At 36.1% G+C, this 17,308-nt stretch carries 21 protein-coding genes; 15 read left to right on the top strand and 6 right to left on the bottom strand.

Annotated elements, in window-relative coordinates:
• Positions 1–2 precede the first annotated feature (2 nt).
• From BUE24_RS15540 to BUE24_RS15525, 4 genes are all read right to left on the bottom strand, one after another.
• A complete protein-coding gene (locus tag BUE24_RS15540; RefSeq protein ID WP_073317527.1) occupies positions 3–401 on the bottom strand; it encodes a rhodanese-like domain-containing protein in 399 nt (132 codons plus the stop codon).
• 2 nt (positions 402–403) lie between these two features.
• Complete coding sequence (locus BUE24_RS15535) at positions 404–718, bottom strand: rhodanese-like domain-containing protein (protein ID WP_073317524.1); 315 nt, start codon at positions 716–718, stop codon at positions 404–406.
• Positions 719–837: 119 nt separating this feature from the next.
• Positions 838–1,464, bottom strand: a complete 627-nt coding sequence (locus BUE24_RS15530; RefSeq protein WP_073317522.1) for a thioredoxin family protein — start codon at positions 1,462–1,464, stop codon at positions 838–840.
• A 37-nt stretch (positions 1,465–1,501) separates the two neighbouring features.
• Complete coding sequence (locus tag BUE24_RS15525; RefSeq protein WP_073317519.1) at positions 1,502–2,023, bottom strand: TlpA family protein disulfide reductase; 522 nt, start codon at positions 2,021–2,023, stop codon at positions 1,502–1,504.
• Positions 2,024–2,262: 239 nt separating this feature from the next.
• Here BUE24_RS15525 and BUE24_RS15520 point away from each other — a divergent pair, with 239 nt between their 5' ends.
• The 11 genes from BUE24_RS15520 to BUE24_RS15470 all read left to right on the top strand — a co-directional run bounded on the left by BUE24_RS15520 (position 2,263) and on the right by BUE24_RS15470 (position 11,848).
• Complete coding sequence (locus BUE24_RS15520) at positions 2,263–2,721, top strand: MarR family winged helix-turn-helix transcriptional regulator (protein WP_073317664.1); 459 nt, start codon at positions 2,263–2,265, stop codon at positions 2,719–2,721.
• A gap of 29 nt (positions 2,722–2,750) precedes the next feature.
• Positions 2,751–3,317: a YceI family protein gene (locus BUE24_RS15515; protein WP_073317517.1), complete on the top strand. Its 567-nt coding sequence runs from the start codon at positions 2,751–2,753 to the stop codon at positions 3,315–3,317.
• Between the two features lie 227 nt (positions 3,318–3,544).
• Positions 3,545–4,942, top strand: a complete 1,398-nt coding sequence (locus BUE24_RS15510) for an anthranilate synthase component I family protein (protein ID WP_073317514.1) — start codon at positions 3,545–3,547, stop codon at positions 4,940–4,942.
• Positions 4,943–4,973: 31 nt separating this feature from the next.
• Positions 4,974–5,546, top strand: a complete 573-nt coding sequence (locus BUE24_RS15505) for an anthranilate synthase component II (RefSeq protein ID WP_073317512.1) — start codon at positions 4,974–4,976, stop codon at positions 5,544–5,546.
• Positions 5,547–5,553: 7 nt separating this feature from the next.
• The gene (gene trpD / locus BUE24_RS15500; RefSeq protein ID WP_073317509.1) at positions 5,554–6,549 is read left to right on the top strand and encodes an anthranilate phosphoribosyltransferase; all 996 of its coding nucleotides are present in this window, start codon (positions 5,554–5,556) and stop codon (positions 6,547–6,549) included.
• A 2-nt stretch (positions 6,550–6,551) separates the two neighbouring features.
• Positions 6,552–7,337, top strand: coding sequence for an indole-3-glycerol phosphate synthase TrpC (gene trpC, locus BUE24_RS15495; protein WP_073317506.1), 786 nt, complete (start codon positions 6,552–6,554; stop codon positions 7,335–7,337).
• The gene (locus BUE24_RS15490; protein WP_073317503.1) at positions 7,334–7,993 is read left to right on the top strand and encodes a phosphoribosylanthranilate isomerase; all 660 of its coding nucleotides are present in this window, start codon (positions 7,334–7,336) and stop codon (positions 7,991–7,993) included. Before trpC ends, BUE24_RS15490 begins: the two co-directional genes overlap by 4 nt.
• Positions 7,990–9,171, top strand: coding sequence for a tryptophan synthase subunit beta (trpB, locus tag BUE24_RS15485; protein WP_073317500.1), 1,182 nt, complete (start codon positions 7,990–7,992; stop codon positions 9,169–9,171). The genes BUE24_RS15490 and trpB overlap by 4 nt, the downstream gene beginning before the upstream one ends.
• Positions 9,172–9,200: 29 nt before the next feature.
• Positions 9,201–9,719 carry a DinB family protein gene (locus BUE24_RS15480; protein ID WP_073317497.1) on the top strand — a complete coding sequence of 173 codons (519 nt, stop codon included), beginning with the start codon at positions 9,201–9,203 and terminating at the stop codon, positions 9,717–9,719.
• 42 nt (positions 9,720–9,761) lie between these two features.
• Positions 9,762–10,523 (top strand): tryptophan synthase subunit alpha, encoded by a 762-nt coding sequence (trpA, locus tag BUE24_RS15475; RefSeq protein ID WP_073317495.1) that lies wholly within the window; start codon positions 9,762–9,764, stop codon positions 10,521–10,523.
• Between the two features lie 185 nt (positions 10,524–10,708).
• Positions 10,709–11,848 carry a glycerophosphodiester phosphodiesterase gene (locus BUE24_RS15470; RefSeq protein WP_073317492.1) on the top strand — a complete coding sequence of 380 codons (1,140 nt, stop codon included), beginning with the start codon at positions 10,709–10,711 and terminating at the stop codon, positions 11,846–11,848.
• Positions 11,849–11,922: 74 nt separating this feature from the next.
• On the opposite strand, the gene BUE24_RS15465 is transcribed toward BUE24_RS15470, so the two are convergent.
• Positions 11,923–12,741: a hypothetical protein gene (locus BUE24_RS15465; protein ID WP_073317489.1), complete on the bottom strand. Its 819-nt coding sequence runs from the start codon at positions 12,739–12,741 to the stop codon at positions 11,923–11,925.
• Positions 12,742–13,002: 261 nt separating this feature from the next.
• Between BUE24_RS15465 and BUE24_RS15460 the strand changes: the two genes are divergently transcribed.
• Genes BUE24_RS15460 through BUE24_RS15445 form a run of 4 tightly spaced genes read left to right on the top strand, consistent with a single transcriptional unit; the run spans position 13,003 to position 15,731 of the window.
• A complete protein-coding gene (locus BUE24_RS15460) occupies positions 13,003–13,674 on the top strand; it encodes a hypothetical protein (protein ID WP_139242011.1) in 672 nt (223 codons plus the stop codon).
• An 8-nt stretch (positions 13,675–13,682) separates the two neighbouring features.
• Positions 13,683–14,336, top strand: coding sequence for a hypothetical protein (locus tag BUE24_RS15455; RefSeq protein WP_073317482.1), 654 nt, complete (start codon positions 13,683–13,685; stop codon positions 14,334–14,336).
• Complete coding sequence (locus BUE24_RS15450; RefSeq protein ID WP_073317479.1) at positions 14,336–15,094, top strand: sensor histidine kinase; 759 nt, start codon at positions 14,336–14,338, stop codon at positions 15,092–15,094. The genes BUE24_RS15455 and BUE24_RS15450 overlap by 1 nt, the downstream gene beginning before the upstream one ends.
• A complete protein-coding gene (locus BUE24_RS15445; protein ID WP_073317475.1) occupies positions 15,084–15,731 on the top strand; it encodes a response regulator transcription factor in 648 nt (215 codons plus the stop codon). The genes BUE24_RS15450 and BUE24_RS15445 overlap by 11 nt, the downstream gene beginning before the upstream one ends.
• Before the next feature lie 51 nt (positions 15,732–15,782).
• On the opposite strand, the gene BUE24_RS15440 is transcribed toward BUE24_RS15445, so the two are convergent.
• A complete protein-coding gene (locus tag BUE24_RS15440; protein WP_073317472.1) occupies positions 15,783–17,048 on the bottom strand; it encodes a hypothetical protein in 1,266 nt (421 codons plus the stop codon).
• Positions 17,049–17,308: the final 260 nt, after the last annotated feature.

Below are 17,308 nucleotides of genomic sequence, written 5' to 3'. Positions count from 1 at the left end.
AGTTACTTTACCACCTTTTTTCCGTTAAATTTCCATTCGGTAATACCGCCATCCAGGTCATAAATCTTGGTAAAGCCTGCTTTTTTCATAAACGAAGAACACTTACCACTTCTACCTCCTTTGCCGCAGTATACCGCTACAGGCTTAGTTTTGTCAACCTTGGCAATTAATTCTTCAAAATTTTCATTTCGAAAATCGATATTGATGGCACTCTCGATATGTCCTTGGGCAAACTCTTGCGGGGTTCGTACATCGATAAGCTTTACTTCTCCAAGCTTCAACAACGAATCCATTTCCTCTACGGTAATAAGTTCTACTGTAGTTCCATCATCAGACGAATTGTTACATCCAACAAGGGGAAGGGTAAAGATGAGTGCTAGTGTGAGTATTCTAAATTTCATATTTATTCAGCAGTTTCTCCGTCCCAATTCATAAAACCTCCTAACAGATTATACGTGGTCCCGAATCCCATTTGGTCCATTAATGTACAAGCCTGAGCACTACGCCCTCCCGATCGGCAATACACATAATAATTCTTGGATTTATCGAGTTGACCTACTTCATCCAAAAAACCCTGGCCTTTTCTGATATCAATATTAATCATGTTAGGGATATAACCGTCTTCTACTTCTTCTTCGGTTCTAACATCTAAAATTACTGCATTATCATCTTTGGAGATTAAGTCTTGCCACTCTTCTTGGGTAATGTCTGCTGCCATTATAAAATTGTTTATACTAAAATTGGACTGTTATTTTTTATATTCCTTACAAATATAACAGTCCTTATTGAAATGTATTGCGTAAAATACATTCAATTCGATAAACTTTGCGCGAAGATTTACGCTTTGATACTGCAACCAATCGCTTTGGTTAGCTCTACCGGAACTTTATTCCCACTTAAAAGTGCATTCACCGCATCTTCTACATACTTCTTGTCTGCAGCAGAAGCATCTTTGTAGTTATTATCAATTGCGCCTATATATCTCACGATATTCCCTTTTGCGGTTTTTTCTAAGATATACACATGAGGAGTTTTGGTAGCCCCGTATTGAGGGTATATTTTTTGTCCGTCGTCAAACAAATACGGGAAAGTAAACCCTTTCTCCTTTGCGCGAACTTTCATATTGTCAAAACTATCATCCGGGTAAGCTTTTGGATTGTTAGGATTAATAGCAACAACAGGATATCCTTTGTCTTTAAACATTTTATCCAAAGCAATGATTCTATCCTCATAAGCTACTGAATATGGACAGTGATTACACGTAAAGATTACGATAAACCCTTTGGCATCTTTATAATTTGCCAAAGAAACCATAGCATCATCTATGTTTTTTAATTCAAAATCTGTCGCAACATCTCCAACTGCATATCCTCCTGTGACGGGAGGATTCGAAACTTTATCTATAGCAAAAGCGCTAATTGCTATTATAAAAGCCACTCCGACAAGAATTTTTAATGTTTTCATGAGTAATTGTTTTTGTTATCTGTCAATCAATTTATGCTTATAATATTTTTTTCAATTCCTTTTCCAGCTCATTATAGGTAAATGATCTTTCGTAGAAATTAACAGTGTTTCCTTTGTATATTATGGTAGCAGGTATAGAACCCGACCAATCTTTATTCACTTTAGGGATCCAACTATTGGCATCTGGATCATCTAACAAGATGACCTTGCTCTCTATCTTTTGCTTTCTTAAAAATGGCACCAATTTCGTCTCTACTTGTTTGGGTAAATCCAGGCTTACCAAAATCACTTCCACTTCATGATCAGGGTATCTACTATTGATTAATTCAAAATAAGGCAATTCGGCCACACAAGGTTTGCACCAGGTAGCCCAAAAATTAATGACTCTGGTTTTTCCATCGTTTATGGATAACAAGGGTTTGAAACTTTCAAAATCATACATCGGTATTTCAACCCCTTTACTCTTGTATACATCTGTTGCATCCAGAGCAACGTTCTGCTCTCCCTTGCAATTGACAAGAGTAACTAAAAAAACAAGATATATAGCATATTTTGGCATAATACGAATTTATCAAAACCGCTAATTAACTAAAAGAAAATTAACAAGGTTTCTGTCTTTTATCTAAATATTTTCAGAATTTTTTACAAATGTTTAACCCCTTGCAAATAGCATTCATGCCGCAATATTATCCATTTAAAAGCTTCTAAAATTGAACTTTAACAAAGAATTAATATCAATTTATAATTTCTAAAACATCTATTCTTTTACATTTGTATATACAAATATTGTACAGACAAGTGAATATTGAAAAGATCATAAAAACAGAAGCCGAACTACCGCTTTCTCGCAAAGCCATAGTAAATCTTTTGTATACCGAAAACTGGGTGAGAGACAAAATTAACCTCGAACTAAAGACTTATGATATTTCTATCCAACAATTCAACGTATTGCGAATTTTAAGAGGACAAAAAGGGAAACCCGCCAACCTCAGCACTATACAAGAACGAATGGTGAGCAAGATGAGCAATACAACGCGATTAGTGGATAAATTGATTCAGAAAGAATATGTAACCCGCGCTACCTGCCCTTCTAACCGAAGAAAAGTAGAAATTCATATTACAGAAAAAGGAAAAACGTTTCTAGACAAGGTAAGTCCTGCGATCCACAATTTTGAAACTAAATTAACATCTGCACTCAGTGAAGAAGATCTAACCACTCTCAACACACTTTTAAACAAGCTTAGAACATCAATTTAATATATATAAACATCAAATTTTAGAAAATCATGAAAACTAAACTTAAATCATTCATCGTAGCCCTTGCTATTATTGCAACTTCTTCTGCGTTTGCGCAGAAAAAAGCAGTAGATGCTTCAAAAAGTACCATCGAATGGACTGGAAAAAAAATTACAGGACAACATACAGGTACGCTAAATTTATCTGATGGATATTTAGTATTCGAAAACAACACCATTACCGGAGGAGAATTTACTGTGGATATGACTTCATTACAGGTAACAGATCTTGAAGCCGGAAAAGGAAAAGAAAAATTAGAAGGACATTTGAACTCTGATGATTTCTTTGGTGTACAGAATCACAAGACCTCTAAACTGGTAATTACTAAAGCCAAAAAAACTAGTGATGGATACAAGATCGCTGCAGATCTGACGATCAAAGGTAAAACAAATCCAATCCAGTTTAACCTAGCGGTAAACGGTGATTCTGCATCTACTACCTTATCTGTAGATAGAACAAAATACGGTATCAAGTATGGATCGGGAAGTTTTTTCGACAATTTAGGAGATAAAGCAATCAATGATGAGTTCGAATTGGCAGTAAATTTAAAAATGTAATTTTTTGTTGTTTCGAATTATAATTAATTTATATATTTGAACTCAATAAGAGCAAATATGAAATTATTCTTAACAAATAACTGGTGGTGGTCTTCGCGAAACGTAAACGTCGTGAAATAGCCCTGTTATTGTGTTAAGTAAACATACAAAAAGGCTTGTCATTCACGACAAGCCTTTTTTTATTGCTTAAAAACTAAAGTCGAAAAACAAAACCACATGATGCAAAAATGAGTTATACATTATCCACACATTACAAGCAAATCTTAGCTGACACCATTACTCCGGTAAGTGTTTATCTTAAAATCAGAGATCGTTTCCCAAATAGTTTACTGCTAGAAAGTAGCGATTATAGAGGTAATGAAAACAGTTTCTCTTATATCTGTTGTAACCCGATTGCAAGTATCAAAATTGAAAATGAAGTGATCTACCAATCTTTCCCAGATAAAAGCACTTCGGAAATCCCTATCACAGCAACCACCAATGTTCCACTGATCATTGAACAATTTGGTCAACAGTTTTCGACTTCCAAAAGTGATTTCAAGTTTATCAATAATGGGCTTTTTGGATACATCGCTTATGATTCAGTACGATATTTTGAAGACATTTCGATTTCTAAAAAAGAAGGAGGTCTTCAAATTCCTGATATGCACTATTCGGTATATCAAAATATTATTGCCATCAACCATTTTAATAATGAAGCCTATATTTTTGCACATTGTTATAACTCTAAAAGCAATATTGCCGAAATAGAATCTCTTCTTAATGTAAAGAACTTCGCATCTTACAATTTCACCACTGTTGGAGAAACTACTTCCAACCTTGATGACGAACAATACAAAGAGCATGTAGCCCTGGCCAAAAAACACTGCCAACGTGGTGATGTTTTTCAATTGGTACTATCCAAACGCTTTTCACAAAAATTTAAAGGAGACGAGTTTAATGTATACAGAGCGTTGCGCAGCATTAACCCCTCTCCTTACCTATTCTATTTTGACTATGGTAACTTCAAAATATTCGGAAGCTCTCCAGAAGCTCAACTAGTCGTAAAAGAAGGTATCGCAGAAATACACCCTATTGCAGGAACATTCAAAAGAACTGGTAATGATGAACAAGATGCCGAATTAGCCAGAAAACTCTCAAAAGACGAAAAAGAAAATGCAGAACACGTGATGTTGGTAGATCTTGCTCGCAACGACTTGAGTCGTAACGGAAGTGATGTTACTGTCGAGACGTATCGCGAAATTCAGTTTTACTCGCATGTGATCCATTTGGTGAGTAAAGTTACCGGCAAAAAGCATGAGGATACTACAACCATGCAGGTGGTAGCAGACACTTTCCCGGCTGGAACACTTAGTGGTGCCCCAAAACACATGGCAATGCAGCTTATCGAAAAATATGAAACGGTAAACAGAGATTTCTATGGAGGAGCCATCGGGTTTATGGATTTTGATGGAAACTTTAATCATGCCATTATGATTCGAACATTTTTAAGTAAGAATCATGAACTTCACTGGCAAGCAGGTGCTGGATTGGTAAATGAATCCAACGAAGAAAGCGAATTACAAGAAGTATATAACAAGCTAGGGGCGCTTACCAAGGCCTTGCAACTAGCCGAAGAAATATAATGTTGAATCCCTTAGGACAAAAAAATATAAAATGAATAAAAAAGTATTAGTAATAGACAACTACGATTCTTTTGTCTACAACCTGGTGCATTATTTGGAAGATCTGGGTTGTGAAGTAACTGTAAAACGCAATGATCAGCTGCAATTAGATGATGTTGCACCTTTTCAAAAAATATTACTTTCTCCCGGACCAGGAATACCTGATGAAGCAGGTCTTTTGAAAGATATCATTCAATCCTATGCAGATACAAAAAGTATTTTTGGAGTTTGCCTTGGCCAACAGGCCATAGGCGAAGTCTTTGGAGGTCGATTGATCAACCTGGATGAAGTATATCACGGGGTTGCTACCAATGTTACTTTGTCTGTAACCGACGAGCCGCTTTTTGAAGGTTTAGACTCTAATTTTGATGTAGGACGTTATCATTCCTGGGTAGTAGCAGATAATAACTTACCCGATTGCCTGGAGGTGACTTCTTATGATCAAAATGGACAAATCATGTCGTTACGCCATAAAGAACTGGATGTGCGCGGGGTACAATTTCACCCCGAATCCGTACTCACTCCAGACGGTAAAAAAATGTTAGAAAACTGGATTAATAATTAAATCAGCTATGAAGAAGTTACTTAATCGATTAATTAATCACGAAACCATCTCCAAAGAAGAAGCCAAAAGCGTTTTGGTGAATATCTCTAGAGGAGAATATAATCAAAGTCAGATCGCATCTTTCCTAACGGTATTTATGATGCGTAGCATTACCATCGAAGAGCTAGAAGGTTTTAGAGATGCTTTGTTAGAACTGTGCATAGCAGTAGATTTTAGCGAATACAACCCTATTGATCTATGTGGTACCGGAGGTGACGGAAAAGACACTTTTAACATCTCAACACTATCCTCTTTTGTTTCTGCCGGAGCAGGCATCAAAGTAACCAAGCACGGAAACTATGGTGTGTCTTCAAAATGCGGAAGTTCTAACGTAATGGAATATTTGGGGATAAAATTTAGTAATGATATAGACTTTTTAAAACGAAGTATGGATGAGGCAGGAATTTGCGTTTTGCATGCTCCATTATTTCACCCTGCAATGAAAAATGTAGCTCCGATCCGAAGAGAATTGGGGGTAAAAACGTTTTTTAACATGTTAGGACCTATGGTAAATCCAGCTTTTCCGAAAAATCAAATGGTGGGTGTATTTAATCTAGAATTGGCGAGAATGTATGGATATCTTTATCAAAATACCGATAAGAACTTTACTATCGTTCATGCTTTGGATGGTTATGATGAGATTTCGTTAACCGGAAATACAAAAACGATTTCCAACCAAACCGAAGGAATGCTATCTCCCGAAGATTTTGGTGTTCCAGTTTTGAAACAAGAACAAATCCATGGGGGAGATTCGGTAGAAGAATCTGCAGAAATTTTTATGAATATCCTTAACGGAAAAGGAACGGAAGCTCAGAACAATGTGGTCTGCGCCAACGCTGGGATCGCAATTGCAACGGTAGAAGGCTTACAACCCAAAGAAGGATTTGAAAGAGCCAAAGAATCCCTGCTATCAGGAAAAGGTTTGACAACATTGAAAAAAGTACAAGAGCTTAGCAAGAACTAACAATGAATATATTAGATAAAATAGTAGCTGATAAGTACAAAGAGGTAGAATTGAAGAAAAGCTTGATTCCTGTCAAGCAATTAGAATCTTCGGTTTTATTTGACAAGCAAACCCACTCACTAGCAACTGCATTACAAAATAGTGATACTGGAGTTATTGCAGAACATAAACGCAGATCCCCTTCAAAATCAGTGATAAATCAAAAAGTAAGCGTTCAAGATGTTGCAGAGGGTTATGAAACTGCCGGTGTATCAGGTATGTCTGTACTCACAGATGGTAAATATTTTGGTGGTTCTCTGGATGACCTATTGCTGGCGAGATCAGCGGTAAACTTACCATTGCTTCGTAAGGAATTTATCATTGATGAATATCAGTTACTAGAAGCCAAAGCGCATGGGGCTGATGTTATTCTGTTGATTGCAGCGGTGTTAGAACGAGAGCAAATCAAACAACTTTCTGAATTTGCCAAAAGCCTGTCATTGGATGTTTTACTGGAGGTTCATAATGAGGAAGAATTGCAAAAATCTATTATGCCCTCTTTGGATATGCTTGGGGTAAACAATAGAAACCTAAAAACATTTACAGTAAGTACCGATGTAAGCAAAACGTTAAGTACACAAATACCAGATGATTTTGTAAAAGTTTCTGAAAGTGGAATTAGCAATATCGAAGCCATAAAAGATTTACAACAATATGGATATCAAGGTTTTTTGATTGGTGAAAACTTTATGAAAACTGAAAATCCTGGGGCTAGTGCTGTAGAATTTATAAAAAACTTACAATCATGAAACTCAAGGTGTGTGGAATGAAATACTCGGATAATATCGAAGCCATCGCTTCTTTAGAACCCGATTATTTAGGCTTTATTTTCTATGATCGATCACCAAGGAATTTTAATGCAGAAATCCCGGTATTACCAGATTCGATCAAAAAAGTAGGAGTTTTTGTGGATAGTACCATTTCAAATATTGTTGAAAAAGTAAAACAATTCCGTTTCAAAGCAATACAATTACATGGAGATGAATCTCCAGCCTATTGCAAAGAACTAAAATCAAGTTTATCAGAACTAGATACCACTATTGACCTATGGAAAGTATTCTCCATCAAAGATGAATTCAATTTTTCTATCCTTGAGCCGTATGAAGGTATTGTAGATTATTTCTTATTTGACACCAAAGGAAAAGAAAAAGGTGGTAACGGCTATACTTTTGATTGGAATGTATTGAAGGAATACAATTCTAAAACCCCATTTATTTTGAGTGGTGGAATTGGCCTTGACGAAATTGAAAAAATACAAGAAATCTTAAAAACTGATTTACCTATTCATGCAATAGATGTGAACAGTAAGTTCGAAATTGAGCCTGGACTAAAAGAAGAAATTGTATTAGAAAAATTTAAAAACCAACTAACCCTTATCTCTAGGGATCAAAAAATAAAACTATGAGTTATCAAGTAAATGAAAAAGGATATTATGGTGATTTTGGAGGTGCATATATCCCAGAAATGTTATATCCTAATGTAGAAGAATTACGTACCCAATACTTGGATATTATGAACGACCCTTCTTTTAAAGAAGAATTCGATCAATTACTAAAAGATTATGTGGGTCGCCCTTCTCCTTTATATTTTGCAAAACGGCTTTCAGAAAAGCACAATACCAAAGTATACCTGAAGCGCGAAGACTTAAATCACACCGGAGCGCACAAAGTCAACAATACTATCGGTCAAATACTAGTGGCAAAAAAACTTGGCAAAAATAGAATCATTGCCGAGACCGGAGCCGGACAACATGGAGTAGCCACTGCTACCGTTTGTGCACTTATGGGAATACAATGTGTTGTATACATGGGTGAGATTGATATTAAACGTCAAGCCCCAAATGTAGCTCGTATGAAAATGCTAGGGGCAGAAGTACGTCCTGCCAAATCAGGTAGTAAAACCCTAAAAGATGCCACCAACGAAGCAATTAGAGATTGGATCAATAATCCTGTAGATACGCACTACATCATTGGTTCTGCTATCGGACCTCATCCTTATCCAGATATGGTAACCCGTTTTCAATCGGTAATATCCGAAGAAATCAAATGGCAACTTAAAGAAAAAGAAGGAAGAGAAAATCCTGATTATGTAGTGGCTTGTATAGGTGGAGGAAGTAACGCTGCCGGTACCTACTATCACTTTTTGGATGAACCAAGTGTGGGTATTATTGCGGTCGAAGCTGCGGGTAAAGGTGTGGATAGTGGAGAAAGCGCGGCAACCTCACAGCTAGGTAAAGAAGGAATTATCCATGGATGCAAAACCTTATTGATGCAAACCGCAGATGGACAAATAACAGAACCTTACTCTATTTCTGCTGGGTTGGATTACCCTGGTGTAGGACCGCTGCATTCGCATTTATATCGTACCGGAAGAGGAGAGTTTTACTCGGTTACCGATGATGATGCCATGGCTGCTGGGTTAGAGTTATCGCAATTAGAAGGGATCATACCGGCCATAGAAACCTCACATGCTTTAGCCATATTTAATGATAAAAAATTCAAACCAGAGGATGTGGTAGTGATCAGCCTTTCGGGAAGAGGCGATAAAGATTTGAATACATATATTGATTATTTTAGACTATAAATAAAGTACAATCAAATATTCACACAATTATGGATACGATTTCGGTATTGGTTACACAGACAAAAAGTGCATACGAATGGTTTAATAAGCTGGCGCTATCTGTTCCCAAAGATGAATGGGAGTACTCACCTAACGTTATGGAAACCAACATTGCCTGGCAAGTAGGGCATCAAATCATTAGCTATTACTATCATAGCATACTATCTATAACCGGTCATCAACCAGACGTTTTTGAGCAAGTGCCTATTCGAAAATATGCAGATTGGTATACTTTTAAATCGACAGCATCACAGACTAATGATAAAGATACTGTAGGAAATCTGGAGAAAAACTTGCTTTTCATGCAAGCTAAATCTCTTGAAATCATACAAAACTTGTCTCCAGATGATCTTGACAAGTCATTAGAACCTTTGGATCAACCTCATCCGGTAGCCAAGACCAAATTTGAAGCAATCGATTGGAACATCAAGCACACCCTATGGCACTGCGGACAAATTGCGATGTTGAAACGAGTAATGAATAATCCATATAGTTTTGGACTAAATTAACAACGTGTTTCTCTTTTGAAGAGCAACTCGAAACTTATAACAATGAATAGAATCAAAGAAAAATTAGCTGAGAATAAGAAGTTATTATCTATATATTTTACCGCAGGGTATCCATCATTGAACGATACCGCTCAAATCATCCAGGATCTTGAAAAAAACGGTGTTGATATGATAGAAATCGGATTACCTTTTAGTGATCCTTTGGCAGATGGTCCTACCATTCAGGAAAGCTCTACTATCGCCCTAAAAAATGGGATGACCACTACCCTATTGTTTGAGCAATTAAAAGACATCCGAAAAACGGTAAATATCCCGTTGATTATCATGGGATACTTCAATCCTATGATGCAGTACGGTGTAGAAGCCTTTTGTGCAAAATGCCAAGAAATCGGAATTGATGGATTAATCATTCCCGATTTACCTGTAGCCGAATATCACGAGCACTACCAAGAGACTTTTGAAAAATACGGGTTAATCAATGTGTTTTTGATCACCCCGCAAACTTCAGAAGAAAGAATTCGATTTATTGATAGCGTTTCCGACGGTTTTATTTATATGGTGAGTTCTGCCAGTACCACAGGAGCCAAAAATACGTTTGGAGATGTACAGCAACAATATTTTGAGCGTATCGATGCTTTAGCCCTCAAAAACCCACAGATTGTTGGTTTTGGGATAAGTAATAATGAAACTTTTACTCAAGCCACAAAGACGGCAAAGGGAGCTATTATTGGTTCGGCTTTCATAAAGCATTTGACCAACAATGGAGTGGATACCATCAACCAGTTTGTAGAAGAGATCAGATAATGATAAGGAGCGAAATTAGATAGTTAGTTTTGCTCCTTTGCTTTTGTATTGCACGTTAAAATGAAAGTAGCTCATAAAACTTAACGTTCTTATCCTTTTCTTGACCATAGAGTAATACCTAGTTCACAATTTCATAATTTCAGTTTCATTTCTTGTCAGGCGTTTACTAACTTAAAACCCAAGAAATGATAAAACACATGTCCACCGTATTTAGTCTTATTACCCTTATGATGATAACCTCCTGCGATCTTATCGATGACAACTCCGGTAATCCCGGACCTGATACCGATCTTCCCATTGTGATTGCACATCGAGGAGCACAGTCCGTACTCCCAGAGCATACACTTGAAGGATATACCAAAGCATCAGAATGGAATGCAGATTTTATCGAACCGGATTTGGTGTTGACCAAGGACGGACATCTGGTAGCTAGACATGAACCGATGTTATCTGGTACTACCAACGTTGCAGATCTTCCCGAATTTGCACACTTAAAAACAACCAAAAACCTAGATGGTAAAATGGTAACCGATTGGTTTGCCTCTGATTTTACCCTGGAGGAAATCAAAACTTTAAGAGCCAAACAAGCATTTAGCGGAAGACCAACAGACTTTGATAACCTTTTTGAAATCCCAACTTTTGAAGAGGTGATACAATTGGCAAAAGCACAATCCCTGACAAGAGGAAAAGTATTAGGGATCTATCCTGAAATCAAACACCCCTTATTTCACAATGAAATATTCGGAGCATATTTTATGGAAGATCAACTGTTGAAAGCGCTTTCTAAAGCGCATTGGAATCACAAAAATGCACCAGTATTTGTACAATGTTTTGAGGTAGCGCCATTGCAATACATCAACTCAAAATCTACTGTAAAATTGGTACAGCTTATCTCCACCTACAACATTAACAAAGATGGATCTTTAGACTATAATGTACCCGATGGAGACTTCATCTCGTATGGTGCTCCCTATGATTTTTTCGTAAATGGAGATGACAGAACCTATGAGTTTTTTACTACAGAAGAAGGAATGAAGTTTACAACTACCTATGCAGATGGTATTGGTCCGTGGAAACCTTTTATCATTTCATATAGAACCGAAGACTCTGGAGAACTAACTTTACTAGAGCCAACGGACTTTATAGATCTTGCACATGACAACGACTTACTCGTACATCCATACACGTTTAGAAATGAAAATATGCAATGGAGCCAGGGCAATCCTGAAGCAGAATATCACTTGTTTTTTGATGCAGGTGTAGATGGTGTATTTTCGGATTATACAGACGAAGCTGTTCAAGCCGTTAGCACCTGGGAGGATTAGACATAAGGATCACTTGATAAAATAAATAAAACCGGGAAGCCTTCTTCCCGGTTTCTCTTTTTGTAGCCCCACTTTTAACAAACAGATCCGCAAAAGCGATTAAATGAATGTGCGACTCCAGAACCTAAAGCTCTTAGAATACACCAAAACATCCCCCATCCGTTTGATAAATTCGAAAATATACATCCTATTACCTTTGGTATACTTCTGAAAACACCCCATCCAAGAATTTTCCAACCATTTCTCCAAACACAATTCACACAATCCCAAAACCCTTTTTGAGCTGCATAGTCGGTATACATTAATCCTTTCATGGTTGACATATACAACAACATTGTGTTTCTATCAAAAGTGTTTAGTTCTCTGTTTTCTTTGATTACTCCTTCAAAGGCGGTAAGCGTTTCTATTGCCTCTTCAAAAGTAGTAGCAGTAACCATTTGTGCATCCAGTTCTGTAAACAACTCCAATTGAACTGCAGAATACACCCCAGTTTCCTGCAATACAGATGTAAACTCCTCTACCGATGCTTCTGGATTTCTAATAATTTCTTCGGTTACTAGATAATATTCTCGCGTATCAATAGGTTTTTCCCCTTTATACACCAAATAATCATTTACTATAGAATGATCTACTTCATCTGGTCCGTCATAATCCTGTAGTGCCTTGACTAGACTTATATCTTTGGTTTCTTCGATAAAAGATTTCTCAATGGCAGAAATTTCTTCTAGAGAAAGTTCTTCTACCTTCGCAAAATCGAATTCTGCATCCCTCCTATTCTGATTCAAATCCACTTTTGTTTCTTCCTTAAAGTTATCTGGTGAATCATTTTCACAACTTAGTAAGAAAAAAAAGCATGCAATAACAGGTACAATTAAAAATTTTAGATTTTTCATAATTAATGGTTTTAAGATTGCCTACTCTTACGATTTTCGGCTTCCTCGATCTTTATGCATTCCGATACTTTTTGTTAACAGGACAAAATTCAATCATTTTGCTGATCGCAGGCAACGCTCAAAAACCTTAATTCTCTATATGATCAACCTCAAATTTTAGGTTGTTTAACCCTACCAATTTAGGTTCATTTTCGGGCTCAATACTAGCTTAGATTTTCGTTATTTGCAAAACCAATATGTTAACTCTTTAAAACCTAAAAAATGATTTCAACAATACTTTTAATTGCTGTTACAGCAGGCTTTGCATCTTACGTTTATTATAACCCACCAAAGAGATCACAATCCAACTCTTCGAATCAAAATACAATTTGCATGGATTATTCTGGTGAACCTTTGAATACCCTAAACGTAGATTTAGTTCATGCTATGACCAATGGTTATAAACAGAACCAACTTCGATTCATAAAAACAGTAATGCAAGAAGACGCACACTCTATTTGGTTTGATCTGGAGACTTTAAAAAAGTTTTTATACCAAGTTGAAAAGAACACTGATAGCAATGCCAGAGAAGAAAGAAACTTGGGAATTCGAATTTATTATTCAAGATATCCGAATAATGGCACCTGGGAGAAAAAATATCCTGATTTAAGGGATCTAGCGGGAAGTGACTTGACAAAAAAGTTTGAAGAACACCATACACTCGTAATGGTCCCTACCATACAGAACGGAAAGACTCATATGGATTTTCACCCCTTGGATGTAAGAACATACGGAGAAAAAATGAGTGGATTTCCAGAATATCAGTCTACAAATACTGCAACCTCAATCTTTGCCTTAACTTCTACCAAACGATCAAATGCTTCAGGTAATATTTCTGCACAAAATCACGGAAGTCTTATCCCTCCTGCTGATGGATCTGGAGAATCTTTTTAGTCCATATTATGCCAGACTACTTTTACATCTTAAAACCTATCCTGCTATTGTCTGAGATTATGGCTGCAGTAGTAGGATTGTTTTATGTATCTAAATTGAAAAATAGTCCTTGGAGATTTTTTATTTATTACCTGGTTTTTATAGCTACCCAAGAGGCTTTTTGGCATTTTGATCTCGGAATAGGCGCCAGAATAAAACAAGTGTATTATGCCTATGTAGGCATTCCCATTCAGTATACCTTTCTGTATTGGCTCTATGGAGTACAATCTTTGAATAACAGAAAGCTATTCACCATATGCATCAGCATATATTTATTGACCTATCTCCCTATAGAGTTATTCTTTAAAAAGCTCGAAGTTGTGTATTCTTTAAATCCGTCTGTGGGCACCCTATTTTTGATCATCTTCGTGATACTAGAATTTTTAAAACAGATTAAAGATGATAGTATTTTGCACTTTAGGGATAATAAGATGTTTTACATAAATTTGGGAGTCATCATGCTTTACGTAGGCACTTACCCCTTATTTTGCTTTTACGGTTTATTGCGAAATCACTACAGAGGAATCTGGGAACTGTATTTCGCTTATTTTTTGATAGCTAACAGTATCATGTACATACTATTTGCAATTTCGTTTATATGGGGGAAACATCTTTCAAAATAATGCTAGTACTTTTTAATGTGATCTTTCTTGCATTTATTGCAGGCATCATCATATTTATCTATCAATATCAGGTAAAAAAGAAAAAGCATAATCAACAATTGCTTCACAAAGATGAAACCCATAAAAAAGAGATACTTAAAGTACAGATGGAAATTCAAACCAATACCATGAATCACATAGGTCAAGAAATTCATGATAGCGTTGGACAGAAACTTACATTGGCCAGTCTATACATCAAACAATTACCTATCGATCAATTAGAACAATACACCACCTCAATACAATCGATAAATGACCTTGTAGATCATTCATTGGAAGAACTTCGGCAAATTTCCAGATCCCTGGCTAAAAGTAGCATCAAAAATCAAAGTGTTGTCGACCTACTTGAACAACTAAGTAGCAGAGTCAATCATTTGGACAAATGCGAGGTGAAATTTGAATACCCTCATCCTATCAAAATACATTCAGTCGCCGTAAAAACCGTCATCTATCGTATTACTCAGGAATTTATTCAAAATAGCATTAAACATGCTAAGTGCTCCCTTATCTCCATCAAACTTGCTCAGAATGCTGATAAAATTGTCTTGCATCTGACAGACAATGGGATTGGATTTGATATGAATAGTATTACAAACGGAGGAATCGGAATCAATAATTTTGAAAAAAGGGCAAAATGGATTGGGGCTACCCTACATTATGACAGCAAAATTAATCATGGGACCCAATTAACTTTAGAAATATCAGAAAATGAATTATAATATTGTTATTGTAGACGATCATGTTCTTATCGCCAATGCTCTGGCCGAAATCATTTCAAAATTCAAAGATTTTAATGTGATCTACACTTGTGAAAACGGGAAGGATTTACAGCAAAAAATCAACTCTACTATAAAACCAGATATTATATTACTCGATGTGAGTATGCCAGAAATGGATGGTTTTGAAACTGCCAAGTGGTTAAGCGAAACATACCCGGATATTTTGATCATGGCCTTAAGCATGCAAAATGACGATGCTAGTTTGATTAAAATGATCAAAAATGGAGCTAAAGGTTATATGCTAAAAAACATCCAACCCTTGGAATTAGAAGTGTCTTTACAAAAACTGATCAAAAAGAGAAGGTATTTTCCAGAATGGGCCTCTATAAAAGTATTCGAAAGTTTAAACGATATAGATAACGATGATAAAAACAATATCAAACTATCCAACCGTGAAATTGAATTCCTTAAATATTCCACAACCGAGATGAGTTATAAAGAAATGGCAGAGAAAATGTTCTGCAGCCCACGTACGGTTGAAAATTATAGAGATAGTTTGTTTACCAAATTAGGTTTGAAAACAAGAGTAGGTTTGGCTGTTTATGCGATCAAAAATGGATTTTCATTAGATGAATAAAAGACAAAACGTTAATTCCCAATAATTTTGGTTGTTTTCTTTTTTGATATCTTACTCTCGTTTCACAAAAAGATTACGAATAAACTTATCCAGTTTTTCCCTTTTCAGAAGCATTATACTGGTATCGATTCTTGTAATAAAACCATAAGGATTACCATCAATAGACATCTCTCCTGCGATATACAATAGATCATTTTCGTCAATCTGCATTTTACCCAATGTTATCATTGGATGCCTAAGCATAATAGATGCAATACCATCAACTCCAAAAGTTTCATCTATGGTTCCATCGTTCTTAAGCTTTTTGATCAATATTTCAGCATCATCATTTAGACTTTTGGACACCACAAATAGTTCCCCTTTTTTGTTTACAACAAAATTAGAATCGTACAAATCGGCATTGCCATCTACCTGTCCGCTATCTCTAAAGGTCTTATCCCGATTACCATCTACATCGTATTTATTAATAAGATATAATGCTTCAGAATTCGTTTTTATTTGAGAAATATACACTGCAGCATCTGTCAATACTATATGATCAATAGTTTCATAATCCCCTTCTACCGACAAACAATGTATGTTTTGACGTTCCATTCGTTCACTGTTCAAGCCAGCCAAATAAGTAGCATGGTCGACTTCATTTTCGGAACTTCCAGAATACGCCAAAAATAAATAGTCATCCCGCATAGCAGAACTGTCTAATCGATAACAATGATTGGCATACAAGTCCGAGGATAAAGTCCTTCCCTCACTACTCAATTTGAGAATCGCAATTTTCTCTTCGGTAGTAGACACACTAAAATCATTGATTTTTGCAACCACTACAATTTCTCCATTCGATGAGGTATATAAAAACTGACCAAAATTATCATCAGAGTTATCTAATATGCTTTTGGTATAAATACCCCCTCTACCAAATTGAGTATTCAGCGTTCCATCTTCAAAAAACTCATTAATATGGATCATCCAACTCAATCCATTCCACAAATTGGATAACACTACTATGGTACCATAAGGCGTAGCGCTCATCGCAACCGGAGTAGTTCCTTCATTATTTAAAATGGCCGAAGTAAAATTAAAAGAGGTATCCTTCTGACCATTTTTAAGCAAACGAATCAAATTACCGTTATCATCAGATAAATGCAAGACATAAAGTTCGCCGTTGTCTGTTAAATTGTAGTCGATGATTCGAGAGGTATTCATCCCCAATTCCTTGAATAAGTAAAGTCCATTTCTAGCAAACTTCTCATCAATCTGCTGTGCAGATATAGGAATACAAAGGGCACAAAAAAGTAAAGTGAAAAAATTAATTTTCATGTTTAGTTGGTGTATAGCTTTTAGTCTAAGCCATCACTCAAGAGGTTGGTTAGGATGAAAGATCCAGGGGTAGTTGGATTCTGCTCCCAAAAAAAAGAATTAATATGTTATAAAACAAAACCTTTCGACAAACATCTAATAAAATAGATCAAATCACTGAAATTAATTTTAAAATGATCTGTAAACTGAAAAGGTTATTCTACTCTTTTCGTTTTTCTGTCTTAATTCATTAAATTAGTAACACTTTAATTTTTAGACAG

It is taken from the genome of Aquimarina spongiae, from assembly GCF_900141785.1.
Lineage (GTDB): Bacteria > Bacteroidota > Bacteroidia > Flavobacteriales > Flavobacteriaceae > Aquimarina > Aquimarina spongiae.
Note: the sequence above shows the minus strand (reverse complement) of the source record. Positions and strands in the feature narration are given on the sequence as shown.

Bases quoted from the DNA above. Each gene is read 5' to 3' on its own strand.
- BUE24_RS15540 (WP_073317527.1), bottom strand. From the start codon at position 401: ATGAAATTTAGAATACTCACACTAGCACTCATCTTTACCCTTCCCCTT.
- BUE24_RS15535 (WP_073317524.1), bottom strand. From the start codon at position 718: ATGGCAGCAGACATTACCCAAGAAGAGTGGCAAGACTTAATCTCCAAA.
- BUE24_RS15530 (WP_073317522.1), bottom strand. From the start codon at position 1,464: ATGAAAACATTAAAAATTCTTGTCGGAGTGGCTTTTATAATAGCAATT.
- BUE24_RS15525 (WP_073317519.1), bottom strand. From the start codon at position 2,023: ATGCCAAAATATGCTATATATCTTGTTTTTTTAGTTACTCTTGTCAAT.
- BUE24_RS15515 (WP_073317517.1), top strand. From the start codon at position 2,751: ATGAAAACTAAACTTAAATCATTCATCGTAGCCCTTGCTATTATTGCA.
- BUE24_RS15510 (WP_073317514.1), top strand. From the start codon at position 3,545: ATGAGTTATACATTATCCACACATTACAAGCAAATCTTAGCTGACACC.
- BUE24_RS15505 (WP_073317512.1), top strand. From the start codon at position 4,974: ATGAATAAAAAAGTATTAGTAATAGACAACTACGATTCTTTTGTCTAC.
- trpD (WP_073317509.1), top strand. From the start codon at position 5,554: ATGAAGAAGTTACTTAATCGATTAATTAATCACGAAACCATCTCCAAA.
- trpC (WP_073317506.1), top strand. From the start codon at position 6,552: ATGAATATATTAGATAAAATAGTAGCTGATAAGTACAAAGAGGTAGAA.
- BUE24_RS15490 (WP_073317503.1), top strand. From the start codon at position 7,334: ATGAAACTCAAGGTGTGTGGAATGAAATACTCGGATAATATCGAAGCC.
- trpB (WP_073317500.1), top strand. From the start codon at position 7,990: ATGAGTTATCAAGTAAATGAAAAAGGATATTATGGTGATTTTGGAGGT.
- BUE24_RS15480 (WP_073317497.1), top strand. From the start codon at position 9,201: ATGGATACGATTTCGGTATTGGTTACACAGACAAAAAGTGCATACGAA.
- trpA (WP_073317495.1), top strand. From the start codon at position 9,762: ATGAATAGAATCAAAGAAAAATTAGCTGAGAATAAGAAGTTATTATCT.
- BUE24_RS15470 (WP_073317492.1), top strand. From the start codon at position 10,709: ATGATAAAACACATGTCCACCGTATTTAGTCTTATTACCCTTATGATG.
- BUE24_RS15465 (WP_073317489.1), bottom strand. From the start codon at position 12,741: ATGAAAAATCTAAAATTTTTAATTGTACCTGTTATTGCATGCTTTTTT.
- BUE24_RS15460 (WP_139242011.1), top strand. From the start codon at position 13,003: ATGATTTCAACAATACTTTTAATTGCTGTTACAGCAGGCTTTGCATCT.
- BUE24_RS15455 (WP_073317482.1), top strand. From the start codon at position 13,683: ATGCCAGACTACTTTTACATCTTAAAACCTATCCTGCTATTGTCTGAG.
- BUE24_RS15450 (WP_073317479.1), top strand. From the start codon at position 14,336: ATGCTAGTACTTTTTAATGTGATCTTTCTTGCATTTATTGCAGGCATC.
- BUE24_RS15445 (WP_073317475.1), top strand. From the start codon at position 15,084: ATGAATTATAATATTGTTATTGTAGACGATCATGTTCTTATCGCCAAT.
- BUE24_RS15440 (WP_073317472.1), bottom strand. From the start codon at position 17,048: ATGAAAATTAATTTTTTCACTTTACTTTTTTGTGCCCTTTGTATTCCT.